Annotated in this window: 13 protein-coding genes; 10 read left to right on the top strand and 3 right to left on the bottom strand. The window is 65.8% G+C overall.

Annotation, left to right across the window (positions count from 1 at the left end):
* Positions 1–400 precede the first annotated feature (400 nt).
* From LQK81_RS02540 to LQK81_RS02530, 3 genes are all read left to right on the top strand, one after another.
* A complete protein-coding gene (locus LQK81_RS02540; RefSeq protein ID WP_230803100.1) occupies positions 401–1,936 on the top strand; it encodes a protein adenylyltransferase SelO in 1,536 nt (511 codons plus the stop codon).
* Positions 1,937–2,119: 183 nt separating this feature from the next.
* Positions 2,120–4,246: a M10 family metallopeptidase C-terminal domain-containing protein gene (locus tag LQK81_RS02535; RefSeq protein WP_230803098.1), complete on the top strand. Its 2,127-nt coding sequence runs from the start codon at positions 2,120–2,122 to the stop codon at positions 4,244–4,246.
* 239 nt (positions 4,247–4,485) lie between these two features.
* Positions 4,486–6,168, top strand: a complete 1,683-nt coding sequence (locus tag LQK81_RS02530) for an arylsulfatase (RefSeq protein ID WP_230803096.1) — start codon at positions 4,486–4,488, stop codon at positions 6,166–6,168.
* A 57-nt stretch (positions 6,169–6,225) separates the two neighbouring features.
* Here LQK81_RS02530 and LQK81_RS02525 read toward each other — a convergent pair whose 3' ends face one another.
* A complete protein-coding gene (locus LQK81_RS02525) occupies positions 6,226–7,125 on the bottom strand; it encodes a hypothetical protein (protein ID WP_230803094.1) in 900 nt (299 codons plus the stop codon).
* A 293-nt stretch (positions 7,126–7,418) separates the two neighbouring features.
* On the opposite strand from LQK81_RS02525, the gene LQK81_RS02520 reads away from it, so the two are divergent.
* Entirely contained in the window at positions 7,419–8,162 is a 744-nt protein-coding gene (locus LQK81_RS02520; protein ID WP_230803093.1) for a DUF1194 domain-containing protein, read from the top strand.
* A 70-nt stretch (positions 8,163–8,232) separates the two neighbouring features.
* Positions 8,233–8,514, top strand: coding sequence for a hypothetical protein (locus LQK81_RS02515; RefSeq protein WP_230803092.1), 282 nt, complete (start codon positions 8,233–8,235; stop codon positions 8,512–8,514).
* Between the two features lie 4 nt (positions 8,515–8,518).
* Here the strand turns inward: LQK81_RS02515 and LQK81_RS02510 are convergent, their stop codons facing one another.
* Positions 8,519–9,925 carry a DUF1254 domain-containing protein gene (locus LQK81_RS02510; protein ID WP_230803091.1) on the bottom strand — a complete coding sequence of 469 codons (1,407 nt, stop codon included), beginning with the start codon at positions 9,923–9,925 and terminating at the stop codon, positions 8,519–8,521.
* A gap of 131 nt (positions 9,926–10,056) precedes the next feature.
* Here LQK81_RS02510 and LQK81_RS02505 point away from each other — a divergent pair, with 131 nt between their 5' ends.
* The 5 genes from LQK81_RS02505 (at position 10,057) to LQK81_RS02485 (ending at position 16,673) form a co-directional block, all read left to right on the top strand.
* Positions 10,057–10,707, top strand: coding sequence for a glutathione S-transferase family protein (locus tag LQK81_RS02505; protein WP_230803090.1), 651 nt, complete (start codon positions 10,057–10,059; stop codon positions 10,705–10,707).
* 250 nt (positions 10,708–10,957) lie between these two features.
* Positions 10,958–13,294 carry a glucose/quinate/shikimate family membrane-bound PQQ-dependent dehydrogenase gene (locus tag LQK81_RS02500; protein WP_230803089.1) on the top strand — a complete coding sequence of 779 codons (2,337 nt, stop codon included), beginning with the start codon at positions 10,958–10,960 and terminating at the stop codon, positions 13,292–13,294.
* Positions 13,295–13,408: 114 nt separating this feature from the next.
* Positions 13,409–13,834, top strand: a complete 426-nt coding sequence (locus LQK81_RS02495) for a hypothetical protein (protein ID WP_230803088.1) — start codon at positions 13,409–13,411, stop codon at positions 13,832–13,834.
* A gap of 448 nt (positions 13,835–14,282) precedes the next feature.
* Complete coding sequence (locus LQK81_RS02490) at positions 14,283–15,596, top strand: MFS transporter (RefSeq protein WP_230803087.1); 1,314 nt, start codon at positions 14,283–14,285, stop codon at positions 15,594–15,596.
* Positions 15,597–16,175: 579 nt separating this feature from the next.
* Positions 16,176–16,673 (top strand): GNAT family N-acetyltransferase, encoded by a 498-nt coding sequence (locus LQK81_RS02485; RefSeq protein ID WP_230803086.1) that lies wholly within the window; start codon positions 16,176–16,178, stop codon positions 16,671–16,673.
* A gap of 84 nt (positions 16,674–16,757) precedes the next feature.
* On the opposite strand, the gene LQK81_RS02480 is transcribed toward LQK81_RS02485, so the two are convergent.
* Positions 16,758–17,669, bottom strand: a complete 912-nt coding sequence (locus tag LQK81_RS02480; RefSeq protein WP_230803085.1) for a c-type cytochrome — start codon at positions 17,667–17,669, stop codon at positions 16,758–16,760.
* Between the last annotated feature and the right edge of the window lie 107 nt (positions 17,670–17,776).

Here is a 17,776-nt window from a genome sequence, read left to right as displayed (position 1 = left end):
CTTGCGCGGCTGGATACCGGCTCGGGGCCGGTATGACGGTTCAGTTTGGGGTCTGGGCGAAGACAGGAGAGCCAACAGCAAGACTTCGTCGGCAGCCTCGCTGCTTGCCTGAAGGGCGGCTGTTCTTTTGCGCGACATCCCCACCTCCGCCGTCTCCCCGGACTTGATCCGGGGCCCAGTAGCGCCGCGTCCGCGGCGCGGGAGATGCTTCTTTCGCGCAAGGACCTGCGCGGGCTGGATACCGGCTCGGGGGCCGGTATGACGGTCGCGTTTGGGGTCTGGGCGAAGACATGGCGAATGCCGGCCAGCCATCGCTGCAGCTGCCAGCGGACTTTCGCTCGCCTCGCGCGTTCCTATCTAATAGGCTGGAGACACCACGATCAGGGAAAGCGAGACAGCCATGACCGAGACGGCGACCCTACGAGACCGGATCGATGCGGGGCCGATCGCGTTCGACAATTCCTATGCGCGGCTGCCGCAGGGCTTCTTTGCGCACGTCGAGCCGACGCCAGTGGCGGCGCCGAAGCTCATCAAGTTCAATCGCGCGCTCGCGGAAGAGATGGGGCTCGACGCGGACGCGCTGGAGGCGGACGGGGCGGCGATCTTTTCCGGCAACCGCATCCTGCCCGGCTCCGAGCCGATCGCGATGGCCTATGCCGGCCACCAGTTCGGCCAGTTCGTGCCGCAGCTCGGCGACGGGCGGGCGATCCTGCTCGGCGAAGTCGTGCGCCCGGACGGCGCCCGGCGCGACATCCAGCTGAAGGGATCAGGCCCGACCCCGTTCTCGCGGCGCGGCGACGGGCGGGCGGCGCTCGGCCCGGTGCTCCGCGAATACATCGTCAGCGAGGCGATGGCGGCCCTCGGCATCCCGACCACCCGGGCGCTGGCGGCGGTGACCACCGGACAGCCGGTCTACCGCGAGCGGGTCCTGCCCGGCGCGATCGTCACCCGCGTCGCCGCGAGCCATATCCGCGTCGGCACCTTCCAGTTCTTCGCCGCGCGTAGCGACACCGACAGCATCCGCATCCTCGCCGACCACGTCATCGACCGGCATTATCCGGAACTGAAGGAGGCGGATGGCCGCTACCTGAAGCTTCTCGACGCGGTGGCGGCGCGGCAGGCGGCGCTGATCGCCCGCTGGCTCGGCGTCGGCTTCATTCATGGCGTGATGAACACCGACAACATGGCCGTGTCCGGCGAGACGATCGACTACGGCCCCTGCGCCTTCATGGACACTTACGATCCGCGCACGGTGTTCTCCTCGATCGACCAGACCGGGCGCTATGCCTATGGCAATCAGCCGATGATTGGCCAGTGGAACATCGCCCGCTTCGCCGAGACGCTGCTTGCGCTCCTGCACGAAACGCCCGGCGAGGCGGTGGACCTCGCCAATGATGCGGTCGACCGCTACATGCAGCGCTTCCAGGCGGAATGGGACGGCGTGATCCGCGCCAAGCTGGGGCTCGGCGGGACGGCAGGCGAAGGCGGTGGCGAAGCTGGAGACGACGAGGACACCGAGCTCGTCCGCGCCTTCCTGGCGCTGATGGCCGGGCAGAAGGCCGATTTCACGCTCTCCTTCCGCAGGCTCTCGGACGCAGCCGCCGGCGAGGCCGCCGATCCCGCCTTCGCCGCCCTTCTGGCCGATCCCGAGGCGGCAGCGCCCTTCCTCGCCCGCTGGCGCGCCCGGCTTGCGCGCGAAGCCCGGCCCGCAACCGAGCGCGCCGCCGCCATGCGCGCCGTCAACCCCGCCTTCATCCCCCGCAACCACCGCATCGAAGAGGCGATCGCCGCCGCGATCGAGGAGCAGGACTTCTCGCTGTTTGCGGCGATGAACGACGTGCTGGCCCGCCCCTATGACGACCGGCCGGCCCTCGCCGCCTTCGCCGAGCCTCCGAAGCCCGGCGAGGAAGTGCTGCAGACCTTCTGCGGGACGTGAGGCGGTCGGGGGGACGGAGGGGCGGCAGGGGAAGCCCGAGTTGTGGTGTTGCACGTCTGCACCAGCGGTTGCTCAAGTCGGGCCGCGTCCCTGTTCGGGTAGCATTCGACCTCGCGATCAACTAGCGTGTGCATTAGCGTGCAGGCGTTCAATCACCGATAACATCGCGAGGGGTCAGGCTCTATGGCAACACCAAACTCGAACTCGGTTTCGGCCAGGTTTTTCGATACCGCTTCGACCGGTGCTGCCAAATACCTGCTCTCCGGCTCAAAATGGGGTGGAGCAGTCGGTTCGGGCGTGACCCTCACCTACAGCTATTACGAAGGAAATCCGTCGGATCCCACCTATCTCGACGGGTACTGGTCCAATTCCTACCCAGGCTATATCGACACCAGCCGTGCCGACAGCCTCAACGGGGGCGCAGCCTCCGCCGACCCGTGGATACGGGACTGGAACACCGAGGCCCTCAAGGCGTGGTCCAAGTCCGCAAACGTGACTTTCAAGAAGGTCGCAGATACTCCGGACCGGGTGGGCGAGCTCCGGTTTTCCAAGATCAACAATCTGCGAAACGAACACGGCGAGAACGGGCGCGGCCTGGCGTTCTTTCCGGGCAACAGCCCCAATGCGGGCGACGTCTGGTACGACGATCACCTGTTCATAGACATGGCAACCGGCATGTATGTGCCGCACGACCGGTCCCTCATGAAGGGATCGGAGGTCTATTTCGTGATGTTGCACGAGATAGGCCATGCGCTTGGCCTCAAGCATCCACATGAGGGGACCCGGATGCCAAGCCAGTACGACAGCATCATGCACACCGTCATGAGCTACAACAAGAACCTTCCCGGCGTCACCGGCAGCCTTCTTCAATTCTTCCCGACAACGCCGATGTATTTCGACCTTCTCTCCATCAAGGAGCTTTATGGAGCGAGAAAGGTCAACAAAGGGAACACGACCTATTCCTACGACGAAGGAAAGAAGTATTTCGAGACGATCGACGATTCCGGCGGATACGACAAGATCGTCTACAACGGATCGAAATTCGCCTGGATAAGGTTGACGCCCGGTGAATTCAGCACGCTCAGCGAGAACATCGCCGGCGCCGGGGAAATGAGGAACTCCGTCACCATCGGGCCGGGTGTCGTGATCGAGGCTGCAGTCGGCGGAAGCGCCAACGACCGCCTGGACGGCAACAGCGCGGACAACACGCTCAACGGCCGCGGTGGCGACGACATCATGCAGGGCGGATCGGGCAACGATATCTACATCGTGAACTCCGCCGGGGATCAGACGATAGAGCTGGCCCGCGGGGGCACCGATACCGTTCGCTCCAGTATCGACTGGAAGCTCGGGGCGAATGTCGAGAACCTCGAGCTGCTGGGCACGACTGCCATCCACGGCAGCGGAAACGGAGCTGCCAACAAGATCACCGGCAACGCGGCCAACAATGTCCTGCGCGGCGGGTCGGGGCAGGACACGCTGGAGGGCGGGGTCGGCGCCGACAAGCTGGAGGGCGGCAGCGGGACGGACACGGCCTCCTATGCCGATGCGTCCAAGGGCGTTACCGCGAGCCTGCAGCGGCCATCCTCCAACACCGGCGAGGCGAAGGGCGACACCTATTCCTCGATCGAGCGGCTGACCGGCTCCGACCGTTCCGACAGGCTCGAAGGCAACGCCCTTGCCAACCGGCTGTCCGGCAAGGACGGCAACGACGTCCTGATCGGCGGCGCCGGAGCCGACCAACTCAGGGGCGGTTCCGGCCGCGACACGGCATCCTATGAGGGCGCCCAAAAGGGCGTCGTCGCCAGCCTGGCGAACCGTTCCTCCAACACGGGGGATGCAAAAGGCGACACATACTCCTCCATCGAAAGCCTGCGCGGCTCGTCCTTCGCCGACCGGCTGGAGGGCAATTCTGGGGCGAACACGCTCAGCGGCGGCGCCGGCAACGATCGCCTCACCGGCGGATCCGGGGCCGACAAGCTCTACGGCGGATCCGGCGCGGACCGGTTCATCTTCAAGAAGGTCTCGGACAGCACGGCGAACAACCCCGACACGATCTACGATTTTTCACGCGGCGCCGGAGACCGGATCGATCTTTCCAGGATCGACGCCCGCAGCAACAGTTCGGGCGACCAGGCCTTCACCTTCATCGGCGAGAAGACCTTCAGCGGCAAGGCGGGCGAACTGCGCTATGTCAACCAGAAGGGCGACACCTACCTTCGTGGCGACGTGGACGGCGACCGGAAGACCGAATTCTCCCTCCGGCTCGATGCCACCATCGACTTCAACAAAAGCGATTTCATCCTGTAGTCGGGACTGAGGCAGGCGGCGGGCGGGACATGAACGGCAGGTCGCCATCGCCCGGCCTCGCGGAAGTTTCGGGCAAGGATCGATCGCCGGCACCCCTCCGGGTGGCCGCGGAAGCGGGCTTCGCGCTTCGGTGAAATATCGTCCTGGTACAACCGTCCTTTCCATTCGCCGTCACGGCCCTAATTTAACGCTTGCCATGCTCATGGCGGGTGTGGCGAGGATTGAGTGGGAGCCTCCGCATGCGTGACGACAGCACCAATGAAAGCCCGGCGTCCGCGCCAGGCAAAATTTCTTTGACCAGACGAAACATTCTTCTAGCAGGATCGGCACTGGCCGCCGCCGGCATCGTCGGCACGGCGGGGACAGACGACGCAAATGCGCAGCAGGCGGCGAGCCCGGCGCCTTCCGGTTCGCCGACGGATCGGCCCAACATCCTCGTCATTTTCGGGGACGACATCGGCCTGACCAACGTCAGCGCCTATTCGATGGGCCTGATGGGCTTCGAGACACCAAATATCGATCGCATCGCGAAAGAAGGCACGATCTTCACCGACTACTATGCCGAGAACAGTTGCACGGCGGGCCGGTCTTCCTTCATCACCGGCCAGACGCCGAAACGCACCGGCCTGTCCAAGGTGGGCGTCCCCGGAGCGACTGTCGGCCTGCAGGATCGCGACATCACTATCGCCCAGGCCTTGAAGCCGCTGGGCTATGCCACCGGCCAGTTCGGCAAGAACCATCTTGGAGACCGCGACGAGTATCTGCCGACCAACCACGGTTTCGACGAGTTCTTCGGCAACCTCTACCACCTGAACGCGGAGGAAGAACCGGAGAACCCGACCTGGCCGAAGGACGATGAAGCCTTCACGAAGATGAACTCTCCACGGGGCGTCGTCAAAGCGACGGCCGACGGCAAAATCGAGGACACCGGCGCGCTGAACAAGAAGCGCATGGAGACGATCGACGACGAAACGACGGATGCCGCGATCGACTTCATCAAGCGCCAGGTCGAGCAGGGAAAACCGTTCTTCACCTGGATGAACGCGACCCGCATGCACCTCTTCACGCATGTGCGGGAATCGATGCTCGGCCAGAGCGGCATGCCCGGCAATTTCTATGCGGACGGCATGATCGAACACGACGGGCACGTCGGCAAGCTGCTCAAGACGCTGGACGACCTCGGCATCACCGAAAACACCATCGTCGTCTACACCACGGACAACGGCCCGAACAAATGGTCATGGCCGGACGCTGCGAGCTCGCCGTTCCGGAACGAAAAGGACTCCAACTTCGAAGGCGCCTTCCGCGTCCCCGCCATGGTTCGCTGGCCCGGAAAAATTCCCTCGGGCAAGATCTCCCGCGAGATGTTCTCCGGCCTCGACTGGTTCCCCACGCTTCTTGCGGCTGCCGGCGATGCCGACATCAAGGATCGGCTGCTTCAGGGGGCCGACGTCAGCGGCAAGACCTTCAAGGTGCACCTCGACGGCTACAACCAGCTACCCTACCTCACCGGATCGGAACAGAAGGGCGCGCGCGACGCGTTCGCCTATTTCAACGACGACGGCGTTCTCGTCGCCTACCGGCTTGGAGACTGGAAGGCCGTCTTCGTTGAAATGAAGTTTCCGGGAGGCTTTCAGGTGTGGCAGGAGCCCTTCACGCCGCTCCGGGTCCCGAAGCTGTTTCATCTGCGCATGGATCCTTACGAACAGGCCGACATCGTTTCGGATCAATACAACGACTGGCTCGTCAGGAACGATTTCAAGATCGCCCAGATCACGCTACATGCGGCCCAGTTCCTTGAAAGCTTCATCGAGTACCCGCCGAGCCAGGAGCCGGCATCGTTCTCGATCGACCAGATCGCCCGAAACGTCGAGGCCGCGATCAAGGAAAATGCGGCGAAGGCAAAAGCCACCGCACAATAAGGCCGGGTGAACGCTCGCCGGCCCGGATTGTCCGGGCCGGTCTTTCTGAACGTCGGCCTACTCGGTCACTTCTGCCGTTTCCGGCTCCGTCTCTGTCGGCTGTTCGGCGGCCATCACGTCGCGCACCTCGTCGATCTTTCCGACGGCCGGGCCGACGCCGAGGACATCCTTTGCCCACGCCATCACTTCCGGATCCGTCACCACGACGTCGCCGGGCTGCTGCACGGTGCCGATTTCCTTGTTGGATGCGGCCAGCAGGGCCGCATTCAGGGCCTCGTCGCCGAGGGCGGGATCGGTCGGGACCGCATCGACGCCGTTGTCGAGCTCAAACTGCGCATAGGAGACGACATAGGCGCGGATCGCGGCCATGCGCGGATCGCTGGAATTGAGGTAGGCATGATAGTTGCGCTTCAGCGAGTTCAGCCCCCCGAGCCTGGCAGCCAGGTTTGGCTTCGCCTTCAGGGTCGCCTCTTCCACTTCAACCGCGGCGACTTCCGTCACCACCTTGGGCTTTGGCGTGGGCTTGACGGCCTTCACGATCGCCTTGTCGGCCCTCGGCGAAACCCTGGTCTTTTCCGTCACGGTCTTCTTCGAGGCAACGCGCCTTTCCTCGCTCTTGCGGGTGCCGAAGATCTTTCCGAATGCATTCGCTACAGGATCGTTCGACCTGGCGGTTTCGCTCTTGCCGCGGGACGGTTGTCCGGATTTTCCGCGATCGGACGAGGCATGGCTTTCGCTTTTGCCCTTGCCGCCACCGTTGCCGCCGCCATTCCCGCCGCCGTTGCCGCCACCATTCCCGCCGCCGTTGCCACCGCCGTTACCACCGCCATTGCCATTGCCGGCTAGCGCCGCCGATGTGGTCAGCTTCAGGGGGCTTTTCAGGTCCAGGACGACAGGCGTGGCAGCGAGTGTTGCCGACACGCAGGCCACGAGCGTCAGAGTGCCAATTTTTCGCATGCACCATTCCTCCGAATCATACGCTTGGCGAGCCCCGCCACAAGGATTGTCGATATTCTGGCGCCGAATTGTGGCAACGCCCCATTGGTTGCACCCCGACTAAATTAGGGTGCATCTCGTGCATGAAGGGTTGGAAATATCGTTAGACTTGTCGCGACGGCCACTTGAGGCGATCGTAGAGCGACGATTTTCGGCTGCGCCGAACAGGCATGGCATGGTCGTGCAGCGGGGGTCCCATGGCGATGAAACGGCAATGTGCGCTTCTTGTCTGCCTTGGCCTTCTGGGAGGCAGCGTGCCCGCCCGGACTGCTCCGGTCGTGGTCGATCTCGCGCTGGTGCTTGCCGTCGACGTCTCCTATTCGATGGAGATTGACGAGCAGCGGATGCAGCGCGAGGGCTATGTGAACGCGTTTCTCCAGCCCGTGCTCGTCAGCGCGATCGAGAGCGGCGCGGTCGGCAGGATCGTGGTGACCTATGTCGAGTGGGGTGGCTCGGCGGTGCAGACCGTCCCCTGGACGCTGATCGACGGCGCGGGCAGTGCGGCCCGGTTCGCCGAGGCGCTGCGCCGGCAGCCGCTGCGGCGGATATCGTTCACCTCCATTTCCAACACGCTTGCCTTTTCGCGAAACCTCTTTGCGATCAACCCGTTCCCGGGCGTGCGGCGGGTGATCGACCTATCGGGGGACGGGCCGAACAATGCGGGTGTGCCGGCGCCCGTGGCCCGCAATTCGACCGTCGCCCGGGGCATCGTGATCGACGGGCTTGCCGTGATGCTGGCGCGGGATTCCGCATCGATCCCCGACCTCGACGCCTATTACGAGAACTGCGTGATCGGCGGCGACGGGGCCTTTCTGCTGACGGTCAAGGATCCCGGCGACTTCGCAGACGCCATTCTGAAGAAGCTCGTCATCGAGATCCTCGGGCCGGTCATCGGCGGGCTGCCGCGACCCGATCCGCTCGTCAAGCGCGTGGCCGGCTGGGCGGACTACAATTGCTTCGTGGGCGAGGAGATGCAGGAGCGCCGCATCGGACAGTAGAGCGCGTCGCGTGATTTCTCCTGCGCGTGTGCTAAGCTGCAACACCGTTGCACTTCGTGGAGGACCCGACATGAACAGCTTCATCGCCAGCCTGATCCCCGGCCTGATCCGAGGCGTCGCGGCCTGCGCCCTTCTCGCCGTGGTCCACGCAGCACCCGTCCATGCCGAGGACATGATGAAGTCCGACATCCTGCAGTCGGATACCATGAGCACCGAGGCGACGCAGCCCGGCGCGGCGCCCGCGGCAGGGACGACTACGGGAACCAAGGCCGACTGCCTGCACATGGCCGAAATGGAGACGGACAGCGTGAAGAAGGCGGAGATGACGAAGGCCTGCGAGGTAATGCAGTAAGGCCCTACTCGCCGACCTTGACGACGTCGGACAGCACCCACTTCCGGTCGAAGAAATCCTTCGTCGGCCCGTAGGCGCGGAACATCAGCTCGAAGTTCCGCTTGGGATCGGTCGGTACCCAGTTCGCCTCCTGGCCCTCGGGCGCCTTCGGGCCGAAATAGAGGTCGATCGAGCCGTCGGCGTTCTTTTGAAGCTCGGGGATCTGCGACGAGCGGCTGGCGCGGGCGACATTCCTGATCAGCGCGTGGGTTTCCCGGTCATAGGCGGTCACCGACCAGTATTGCTGGACGGGAACGTCCGGCGGCACGTTCAGCCGATAGGTGCCGGCGCCGTCGAAGGCGTTGCCGTCGCGGTCGCGGATCGAGATCGAATAGAACTGCCCCGCCCCGAGCCGCTTGATGCCGATATAGGCATAGCTGTAGGTGACGCCGCGGTGGTCGACGGGATAGGCGTTCTCCTCGTCGAAGCCCCGACTACCGGCCTGGATGAGGTCCGGGTAGGTCGGGAAGGTCCAGCGGCTCGTCTCGGAGAAGAACGGCGGCAGGCCGGCGCCGTATTTCGCCTCCAGCAGCGCCCGACCCTCTTCGATCGCCGACGTCATCAGCGCCTTCATGTGTCCGTCGGGCTGGTAGGGTTTGCCCTTCTCGATGCCGAGCGACGCCAACTGGTCGATCATCACCCGGTCGCGGACGATCCACGGCTCCTCCTGGACGACGCGGTTCAGGTTTTCGAAGAAGCCCGCATCCCACTTGATGGTGGAATCGAAGAGGATGTCCTTGACGTCGGTGAACACAGTCTCGGGCGGATCGGCGGCCGCAGACAGCGGGTAGACCTTCATCTTTTTACCGTAGTCGATCGAGGCCCGTACGTCGGCGTCGTCGTGGCTCTTCAGGTTCGAGCGGAACAGCATGTAGCCGCCGAACACCTCCGACGGCAGCGGGATGAAGCCCTCGGGCAGTTTCTCCGCATAGCCGGGCGGCAGCACGACGTACCGGCCGCCCTTGCCCTTGTCGAGACCGAGCAGGCCGGCGTCTTCCAGCGGCAGTTGCCAGGCGTTGACGATGTTGCCGTTGAAGGAGGCGCCGGCTTCGGCCGGCGGCAGATCGAGCACGACGGGGCCGTCCCTGGTGGTGAAGAAGACCATGAAGTAGAGGGCGTCCGGATTGGGCGTCAGCGTCTGGTTCCGCCAGTCAAGCGGGCGGCCCCAGTAGATCACCTGGCCGACCTTGCCGGGCGTCTTCGACAGCATCTCCTGGCGCATCAGGTCGTAGTTGACGGCGGGCATGCCCCAGATCACCGCCTGTACGGCCTTGCGCCCGATTTCCCGGTCGGCGATCTGTTGCGGTATCCGTTCCGCTCCGAATGCAGCGCCGCCGACCAGCAACAGGCTCAAGAGCACGATGAATTTCATCAGAGATCCCCCCACGCGAACTGCACCGCGATGGGGCGGGAGGATATCATATCGCACAGGCCTTGTCGGGATGGCGGTGCGCCATTCGTCCTCGGAAGGACAGGGGCAGGACCCGGCCATGGAGGAGAGCGATGACGATCACCCTTACCGCCTTCGAGAATTCGCCCGACCGCGGCAGGGGGCTGGCGCGGGACATGCGCGTGCGCTGGGCGCTCGAGGAGGCGGGCCTGGCCTACGAGGTCCGCCTTCTGTCGTTCAGGGCGATGAAGGAACCGGCGCATCTGGCGCTTCAGCCCTTCGGGCAGATCCCCACCTATGAGGAGGGCGATCTTTCGCTGTTCGAGTCCGGCGCGATCGTGCTCCATATCGCCCAAAACCATGCCGGCCTGCTTCCCGACGACGCCACTGCCCGGGCGCGGGCGATCATGTGGATCTTCGCTGCGCTCACCACGATGGAGCCGGTGATCGTCGAGCGCGAGACGGCCCGGTATGCGGAGGGCGACAAGAGCTGGACCGAGGCGCGCCTGGCGCTCATCGACGACCGCATCCGCACGCGGCTCGGCGAACTCTCCACCCGGCTCGGCAACGGCGAATGGCTGGACGGCGCGTTCAGCGCCGGCGACCTCGCGATGGTGTCGGTGCTGCTGCGGGCGAGCGGATCGGGACTGATGGAAGCCTATCCGAATCTTGCGGCCTATGTCGCCCGCGGACAGGCGCGGCCGGCCTACAAGCGCGCCTTCGAAGCCCAGCGCGCGGTCTTCCTCGCGAGATCGGCCCGCTGATCGGGGCCGGCGGCTTGTGGAATGAAGGCCCCTCTCCGCCCGCTCCACATGGAAGAGGGCCAGAGGGGTTTGCCATCGGCGACGGCCCGATGCATCCCCGCGCGGCCCCGGCCCGCGCCCTGCCGAAAGCGCTGTCGCGCGCACCTGTTGATTGAACGAAAGCGAGCACTAGTTCTTCGTTTGAGGTTCCCGGTCCGAGGTCCCGGCCGGCCTATCCCGTGTCGCCACCTGCGCTTTTTGGAGAATGCCCATGCTCCTCATCCTCACCGCCATCCTGTTCGACATCATCGGCATCGTCCTCCTTGCGGGCGGCGGCTGGCTGGTGGCGCTGGGGGGCAGCCCCTACTATCTGGTGGCCGGGCTGTTCTTCCTGGCGACCGGCATCTTCCTGTTCCTGAAGCGGCCGCCGGCGATCTGGATCTATGCGGCGCTTATCCTCGGCTCGCTCGCCTGGGCGGTGTGGGAGGTCGGGTTCGACTGGTGGCAGCTCGGCCCGCGCGGGGGCATCATCGTACTGCTCGGGCTGTGGCTGATGCTGCCGGCGATCCGCCGGCCGCTCGGCTTTTCGAGCCCGACCGGGCAGGTCTACCCGGCCTCGTGGCTGCCGCTCGCGGTCGCCTGCGGCGTCGCCGTCGTGGTCGCGGCCTATGCGATGACCCAGGACGTGCGCGACATCCGCGGCAGCCTGCCGGTGACGGCGCTGAACACCACGCCGGCGCTCGGCGGCGACGTGCCGCCCGGCGAGTGGCACCAGTACGGCCGCACGCCCTACGGCCAGCGCTATTCGCCGCTCGACCAGATCACCACCGGCAATGTCGGCACGCTTCAGGTCGCCTGGCAATACCAGACGGGCGACGTGAAGCTGCCGGACGACGTCGGCGAGACCACCTACCAGGTGACGCCGCTCAAGATCGGCGACACGCTCTACCTCTGCACACCGCACAACTGGGCGATCGCGCTCGACGCGGCGACGGGGCAGGAGAAATGGAAGTTCGACAGCAATTCCGGCATGAACCCCGACCGCCAGCACCAGACCTGCCGGGGCGTCACCTACTGGAAGGACCCGGCGGCAGCCGCCGGCGCGCCCTGCGCCGAGCGCGTCTACCTGCCGACCTCGGACGCGCGGCTGATCGCGCTCGACGCGGCGAGCGGGGAGATCTGCACGACCTTTGCCGACAACGGCGTGCTGCACCTGGAAACGGGCATGCAGTACAATCCGGCCGGCTACTATTATTCGACCTCGCCGCCGGTCGCCGTCGCCGGCAAGATCATCGTGGCGGGCGCGGTCAACGACAACTACTCGATCCACGAGCAATCCGGGGTGATCCGCGCCTTCGACATCGCCACCGGCGCGCTCGTGTGGAACTGGGACAGCGGCAATCCGGACGTCACCACGCCGTTGCAGCCGGGACAGACCTACACCACCAACTCGCCGAACAGCTGGTCGGTTTCCAGCTATGACGAGGCGCTCGGGCTCATCTACGTGCCGCTCGGCAACCAGGTGCCGGACCAACTCGGCATGAACCGCAGCGACAATGTCGAGAAATATTCCTCCTCCATCGTCGCCCTCGACATCGAGACCGGGCAGGTGCGCTGGGTGCGCCAGACCGTGCACCACGACCTGTGGGACATGGACGTTCCCGCCCAGCCGGCCCTGCTCGACATCACCAAGGAGGACGGCACGGTGGTGCCGGCGCTGGTCGGCCCGACCAAGCAGGGCGACATCTACGTGCTCGACCGGCGCACCGGCGAGCCGATCCTGGCGGTGACCGAGTTCCCCGCGCCTTCGGGCGCGATCCCGGAGGATTTCACCGCGCCGACGCAGCCGGTCTCCGACCTCACCTTCATGCCGGATCCTCTGACGGAAAAGGACATGTGGGGCGTGACGATGTTCGACCAGCTCGCCTGCCGCATCGACTTCCGCCGGCTGAAATACGAGGGACGCTACACGCCGCCCTCGCTCGAGGGCACGCTCGTCTATCCCGGCAATTTCGGCGTGTTCAACTGGGGCTCGGTCGCCGTCGACCCCGAACGGCAGATCATGTTCGGCATGCCGACCTATCTCGCCTTCACCTCCAAGCTCGTGCCGCGCGACCAGATCCCGCCGAAGGAGCAGGACGAAAAGGGCTCCGAGCAGGGGCTGAACCGCAACGAGGGCGCGCCCTACGGCGTCTACATGGGGCCATTCCTCGGTCCGCTCGCCATCCCCTGCCAGGCGCCGCCATGGGGCTATGTCGCCGGCGCCGACCTGCGCACCGGCAAGATCGCCTACAAGCTGAAGAACGGCACGGTGCGCGACATGGCGCCGGTGCCGCTGCCCCTGAAGGTGGGCGTGCCCGGCATCGGCGGGCCGATCATCACCAAGGGCGGCGTCGCCTTCCTGGGGGCCGCCGTCGACGACTACTTGCGCGCCTACGACGTGACCACCGGCGAGGAACTCTGGCAGGCCCGCCTTCCCGCCGGCGGCCAGTCGACGCCAATGACCTATACGGTGGGCGACAAGCAGTACGTGCTGATCGTGGCCGGCGGACACGGCTCGATCGGCACCAAGCCGGGCGACTACGTGATCGCCTATACGCTGCCGTAGCGACAGCAAGGCTCGCATAAGCTGTGCAACCTAGCGTGCCCCCGTTCCCGCGACATGCGCGGGAATCGCAACCAGACGATCGCGCGGGGCTCCCGCGCCACGGGGAGAGATCCGATGAAGATCGATAGCGGCCGCCTGACGGCCTACTCATATTCCTTCCAGCAGCCGCGCAACTTCGCCAATGACGGCGACGGCCCCGGCCGCACCGCCTCGGTCGCCAGCGCGGGCGCGCCGACCGTCGGGCCCTCGCTCGGCACCTCGAGCCTTGCCAGTTCGCTGTGGACGCTCAAGGCATCCGAGGACAGCCCCCTCCCCAGCCCGCGCGACGAGTTCCTCGAATGGGCGGACATGGACCCGACCGAGCGCCTGCGCGCGCAGATCCTGCAGTCGCTGGGGATATCCGAGGACGACCTGGAGGCGATGTCGCCCGAGGAACGCGCGGCGGTCGAAGCCGACATCCGCAAGGCGATCGAGGAGAAGATCGGCATGGCGGAAGACCCCACCGAGGCTGCAGACGACGTCGCGGGCACCGATCTCTGATCGTGATGAATGCGATCCCGAGGCGGACGCTGAGGGAAGAAAACCGCTCCCCAACCCTCCCCGCAAGGGGGAGGGTTTAGCCCGGACGCGCCACCAAGGCCTTCGATCGGACAAGCGCATGCCTCTGGTTTTCCTGCCTTTTTCGGGGAGATGCCGGCCGGGCATCGGGCGTGGCGTCACACGCGATTGCCCTGGCCGCGTCCCCGCATCCGTGGCGGCAATGCCGGCGGGCGCGGCCTCAGGCATGTCCGCGAAAATCGCCGACGCAAGAGAAAATTAACATGTGAACATTGCCTGTCGTCGCACATGGGGATAGGAGGATGCCATCCGCTGAACCGTCGCCCTCCCGCCGGTTCCTGGCAGTTTGCGGACAACATCAACGACCGGGCCGACCGGCCGCGCAGCCAAGCGCACGAAGGCCAGCCCGCAGTTCCATGTGGACCCATCAATGACAGTTACACTTCGAGACGTCGGGGTACCGGCCGCACCGGACCAGCGCACGCGTCTGAAATCCATCATCGGCGGCTCTGCCGGCAATCTCGTGGAATGGTACGACTGGTACGTCTATTCCGCCTTCACGCTCTACTTCGCCCCCGTGTTCTTCCCCTCCGGCGACCAGACGGCCGAGCTTCTGAGCGCTGCCGCCGTCTTTGCGGTCGGCTTCCTGATGCGGCCGATCGGGGCCTGGTTCATGGGGATCTACGCCGACCGGCGCGGCCGCAAGGCGGGCCTCACCCTGTCCGTCACGCTGATGTGCCTCGGCTCGCTGCTGATCGCGGTCACCCCCGGGCATGCGACGATCGGCGTCCTGGCCCCGGCCATCCTCGTCTTCGCCCGCCTCTTGCAGGGCATCAGCGTCGGCGGCGAATATGGCGCCAGCGCCACCTATCTCTCCGAAATGGCCGGCAAGAGCCGGCGTGGCTTCTTCTCGTCCTTCCAGTACGTGACGCTGATTTCCGGGCAGTTGCTGGCGCTCGCCGTGCTGCTCGTGCTGCAGCGGGTGCTGACGCCCGAGCAACTGACGGACTGGGGCTGGCGCATTCCGTTCTTCATCGGCGGGGTGCTGGCGATCGTGGTCTTCTACATCCGTCGGGGCCTGGCCGAGACGCAGTCGTTTGAAAACGCCAAGGCGGGCGGCACCCCGAAGTCCTCGGGCTGGACGCTGTTCGTCAAGTATCCGAAGGAAGCCTTCATGGTGCTGGCGCTGACCGCCGGCGGCACGCTGGCCTTCTACGCCTACACGACCTACCTGCAGAAGTTTCTGGTCAACACCTCGGGCTTCAGCAAGGAGGTGGCGACGGAGATCACCACGGCGGCGCTGTTCATCTTCATGCTCTGCCAGCCGCTCGCCGGCGCGCTCTCCGACCGCATCGGCCGCAAGCCGATCATGGTCGGTTTCGGCGTGCTGGGCGTCCTGTTCACGCACCTGATCTTCTCGACGCTGTCAGGCACCAGCGATCCCTATGTCGCCTTCGGCCTGGTGCTCGCCGGCCTTCTGATCGTCACCGGCTACACCTCGATCAACGCGGTGGTGAAGGCCGAGCTGTTCCCGGCCCATATCCGCGCGCTCGGCGTGGCCCTGCCCTACGCGCTCGCCAACACCATCTTCGGCGGCACGGCGGAATGGGTGGCGCTGAAGTTCAAGCAGATCGGCCACGAAAGCTGGTTCTTCTGGTACGTGACGATCATGATCGGCCTGTCGCTGATCGTCTACATCCGCATGCGCGATACCCGCGACCACAGCCTGATCCACGAGGACTGAGGGCGGGCCCCGCGCCCGAAGTCGCGAGGCTGCCCCTCACCTGAGGTCGCGAGGCTGCCCCTCTCCCCGCAGGCGGGGAGAGGGTGCCGGCAGGCGGATGAGGGGCGGCGGTGACGGCGGCGCGGTTCGTGCCGCCGGCGTGCACACACGGCCTCGTGCAAACGCTGTGATACCGTTGGCACCTACCCCCTCCGTCACGCCGGACTCGATCCGGCGTCCAGCCGCGCAAGTCCTTGCGCGAATGAATCACTTCCCGCGCCGCAGACGCGGCGCTGCTGGACGCCGGATCAGGTCCGGCGTGACGGTGGTGTATGTGGCGCCCCCCCGACAAACGGATCTTCGGCGGCGGTCATATGCGGCACTCTTACGATTGCCAACCTTCGCGCGATTTTCCCGATTGACATCCGCAGGAATTCGGAGAATATCGCCGCCATGATCACGAACGCACCCATCGCGCATACGTATTTTTGGCTGTTCCGATAGGAGCGGCTGTTCGATCATCATGTCAACAAGCCGCCATCAGGCGGCTTTGTTGTTTTAAGGCACCTGGTGGCACAAGAGACCCGAAGGAGCCCGACCATGACCGCCGTCCTCAAGCTTGAAACACCACCCGTCGAACGCCCTGCCGTGCTGACGATCCGCGCCGCGCGGCCCGGCGACCTGCGGCCGCTGCTCGACATGATCGCGCTGCATGCCGAATGCCACGGCGAAGCGGCGAAGATCACCGCCACCGACCTCGACCGCGACCTGTTCGGCACCTCGCCCTGGATCACCGCGCTCGTCGCGGAGGCCGGCGGCCAGCTGATCGGCTATGCCATCCTCGTGCCGCTCTACCGCGCCATGGAAGGCCGCCGCGGCATGGAGCTGCACCAGATCTTCGTGCGCGAGGGGCACCGCGGCACCGGCATCGGCCGCCATCTCGTCGCCCGCGCCCGCGAGCAGGCCCGCATGTCCGGCTGCTCGTATCTGTCGGTCAGCGCCGCCACCGGCAATTTCGGCGCGCATCGCTTCTACGAGGAGATGAACTTCCAGGCCGGCCCCGTCACCGGCATGCGCTACGTCCAGCAACTGGCATGATGCGGCGTGCCGCGCCCGGGCTCCGGCGCGGCACGCCCCTGCCCTGTCCGCGCCTTCGGCTGCGGCTTTCTCTGCTCCTTGACGTCAATGCGCCGGGATCGCCTTCAGATAGGCAGCGATGGCCTCGCGGTCGGCGGCCGGCAGGCGCGCCATGTTCTTCTGCACCGCCACCATCGCGCCGCCCACCGAATCATAGTCCGGCGTGAAGCCGGTCTCGAGATAGGAGGCGATGTCGCCGGCGCTCCAGCCGCCGATCCCGCCCTCGCCGGCGGTGATGTTCGGCACCCGCCCCGGGCCGCCCTCCGGGTTCGGCGCACCGGCGAGCCATTGCGCCGTCTCGAGACCGCCGAGGGTCGTGCGCGGCGTATGACACTCGCCGCAATGGCCGGGCCCCTCCACCAGATACTGGCCGCGCTCGATCTTGGCATCGGCACCGGCGAGCGTCACGCGCGGCGCATCGTTCAGGTACAGGAACTTCCACGCGCCGAGCAGCGGCCGCAGGTTGAACGGAAACGGCAGGTCGTGCGGCGGGGCGACGTTGTCGCTGGCGGAGAGCGTGCGCAGGTAGCCGTAGAGATCGTTGATGTCGCGCGGCGTCATCCGCGCATAGGAGGCGTAGGGAAAGGAGGGATAGAGATGCTCGCCGCGCCGGCCGACGCCGCCAAGCATGGCATCGCCGAATTCCTGCAGAGTCCACGCCCCGATGCCGGCCTCGGGATCGGAGGAGATGTTGGGCGGATGAAACGTGCCGAAGGGGCTCTTGAGCGGCGCTCCACCAGCAAGGACGAGCCGGTTTTCCTCGCCGGCACCGGGGGCGGCATGACAGCTGGCACAGCCGCCTTCGGAGAAGACGCGCTCGCCGTTTGCGATGTCGGGCTCGCCGAGCCCCTGCCAGCTTTCCGAAGCGCTGCGCGCCGGCGCCGTGATCCACGCGAAGGCGCCGATGCCGACAACGCCTGCGAGGAGTGCTGCGGTGGCAAGACTGCGAAGTTTCATGGTCTCGTTCCAGGGCTCATGGCGCCGGCCCGCACACCCGGCCCGAATGTGTGGTCCGCATGGATGGAAAGACGCCCGTCCGCATCGTCGCACGGAGGCGGCAAAAG

The sequence above is a fragment of the Rhizobium sp. GN54 genome, from assembly GCF_021026345.1.
Classification (GTDB): domain Bacteria; phylum Pseudomonadota; class Alphaproteobacteria; order Rhizobiales; family Rhizobiaceae; genus Mycoplana.
The sequence above is the reverse complement of the archived record's forward strand: the minus strand, read 5'-3'. Positions and strand labels throughout refer to the sequence as shown.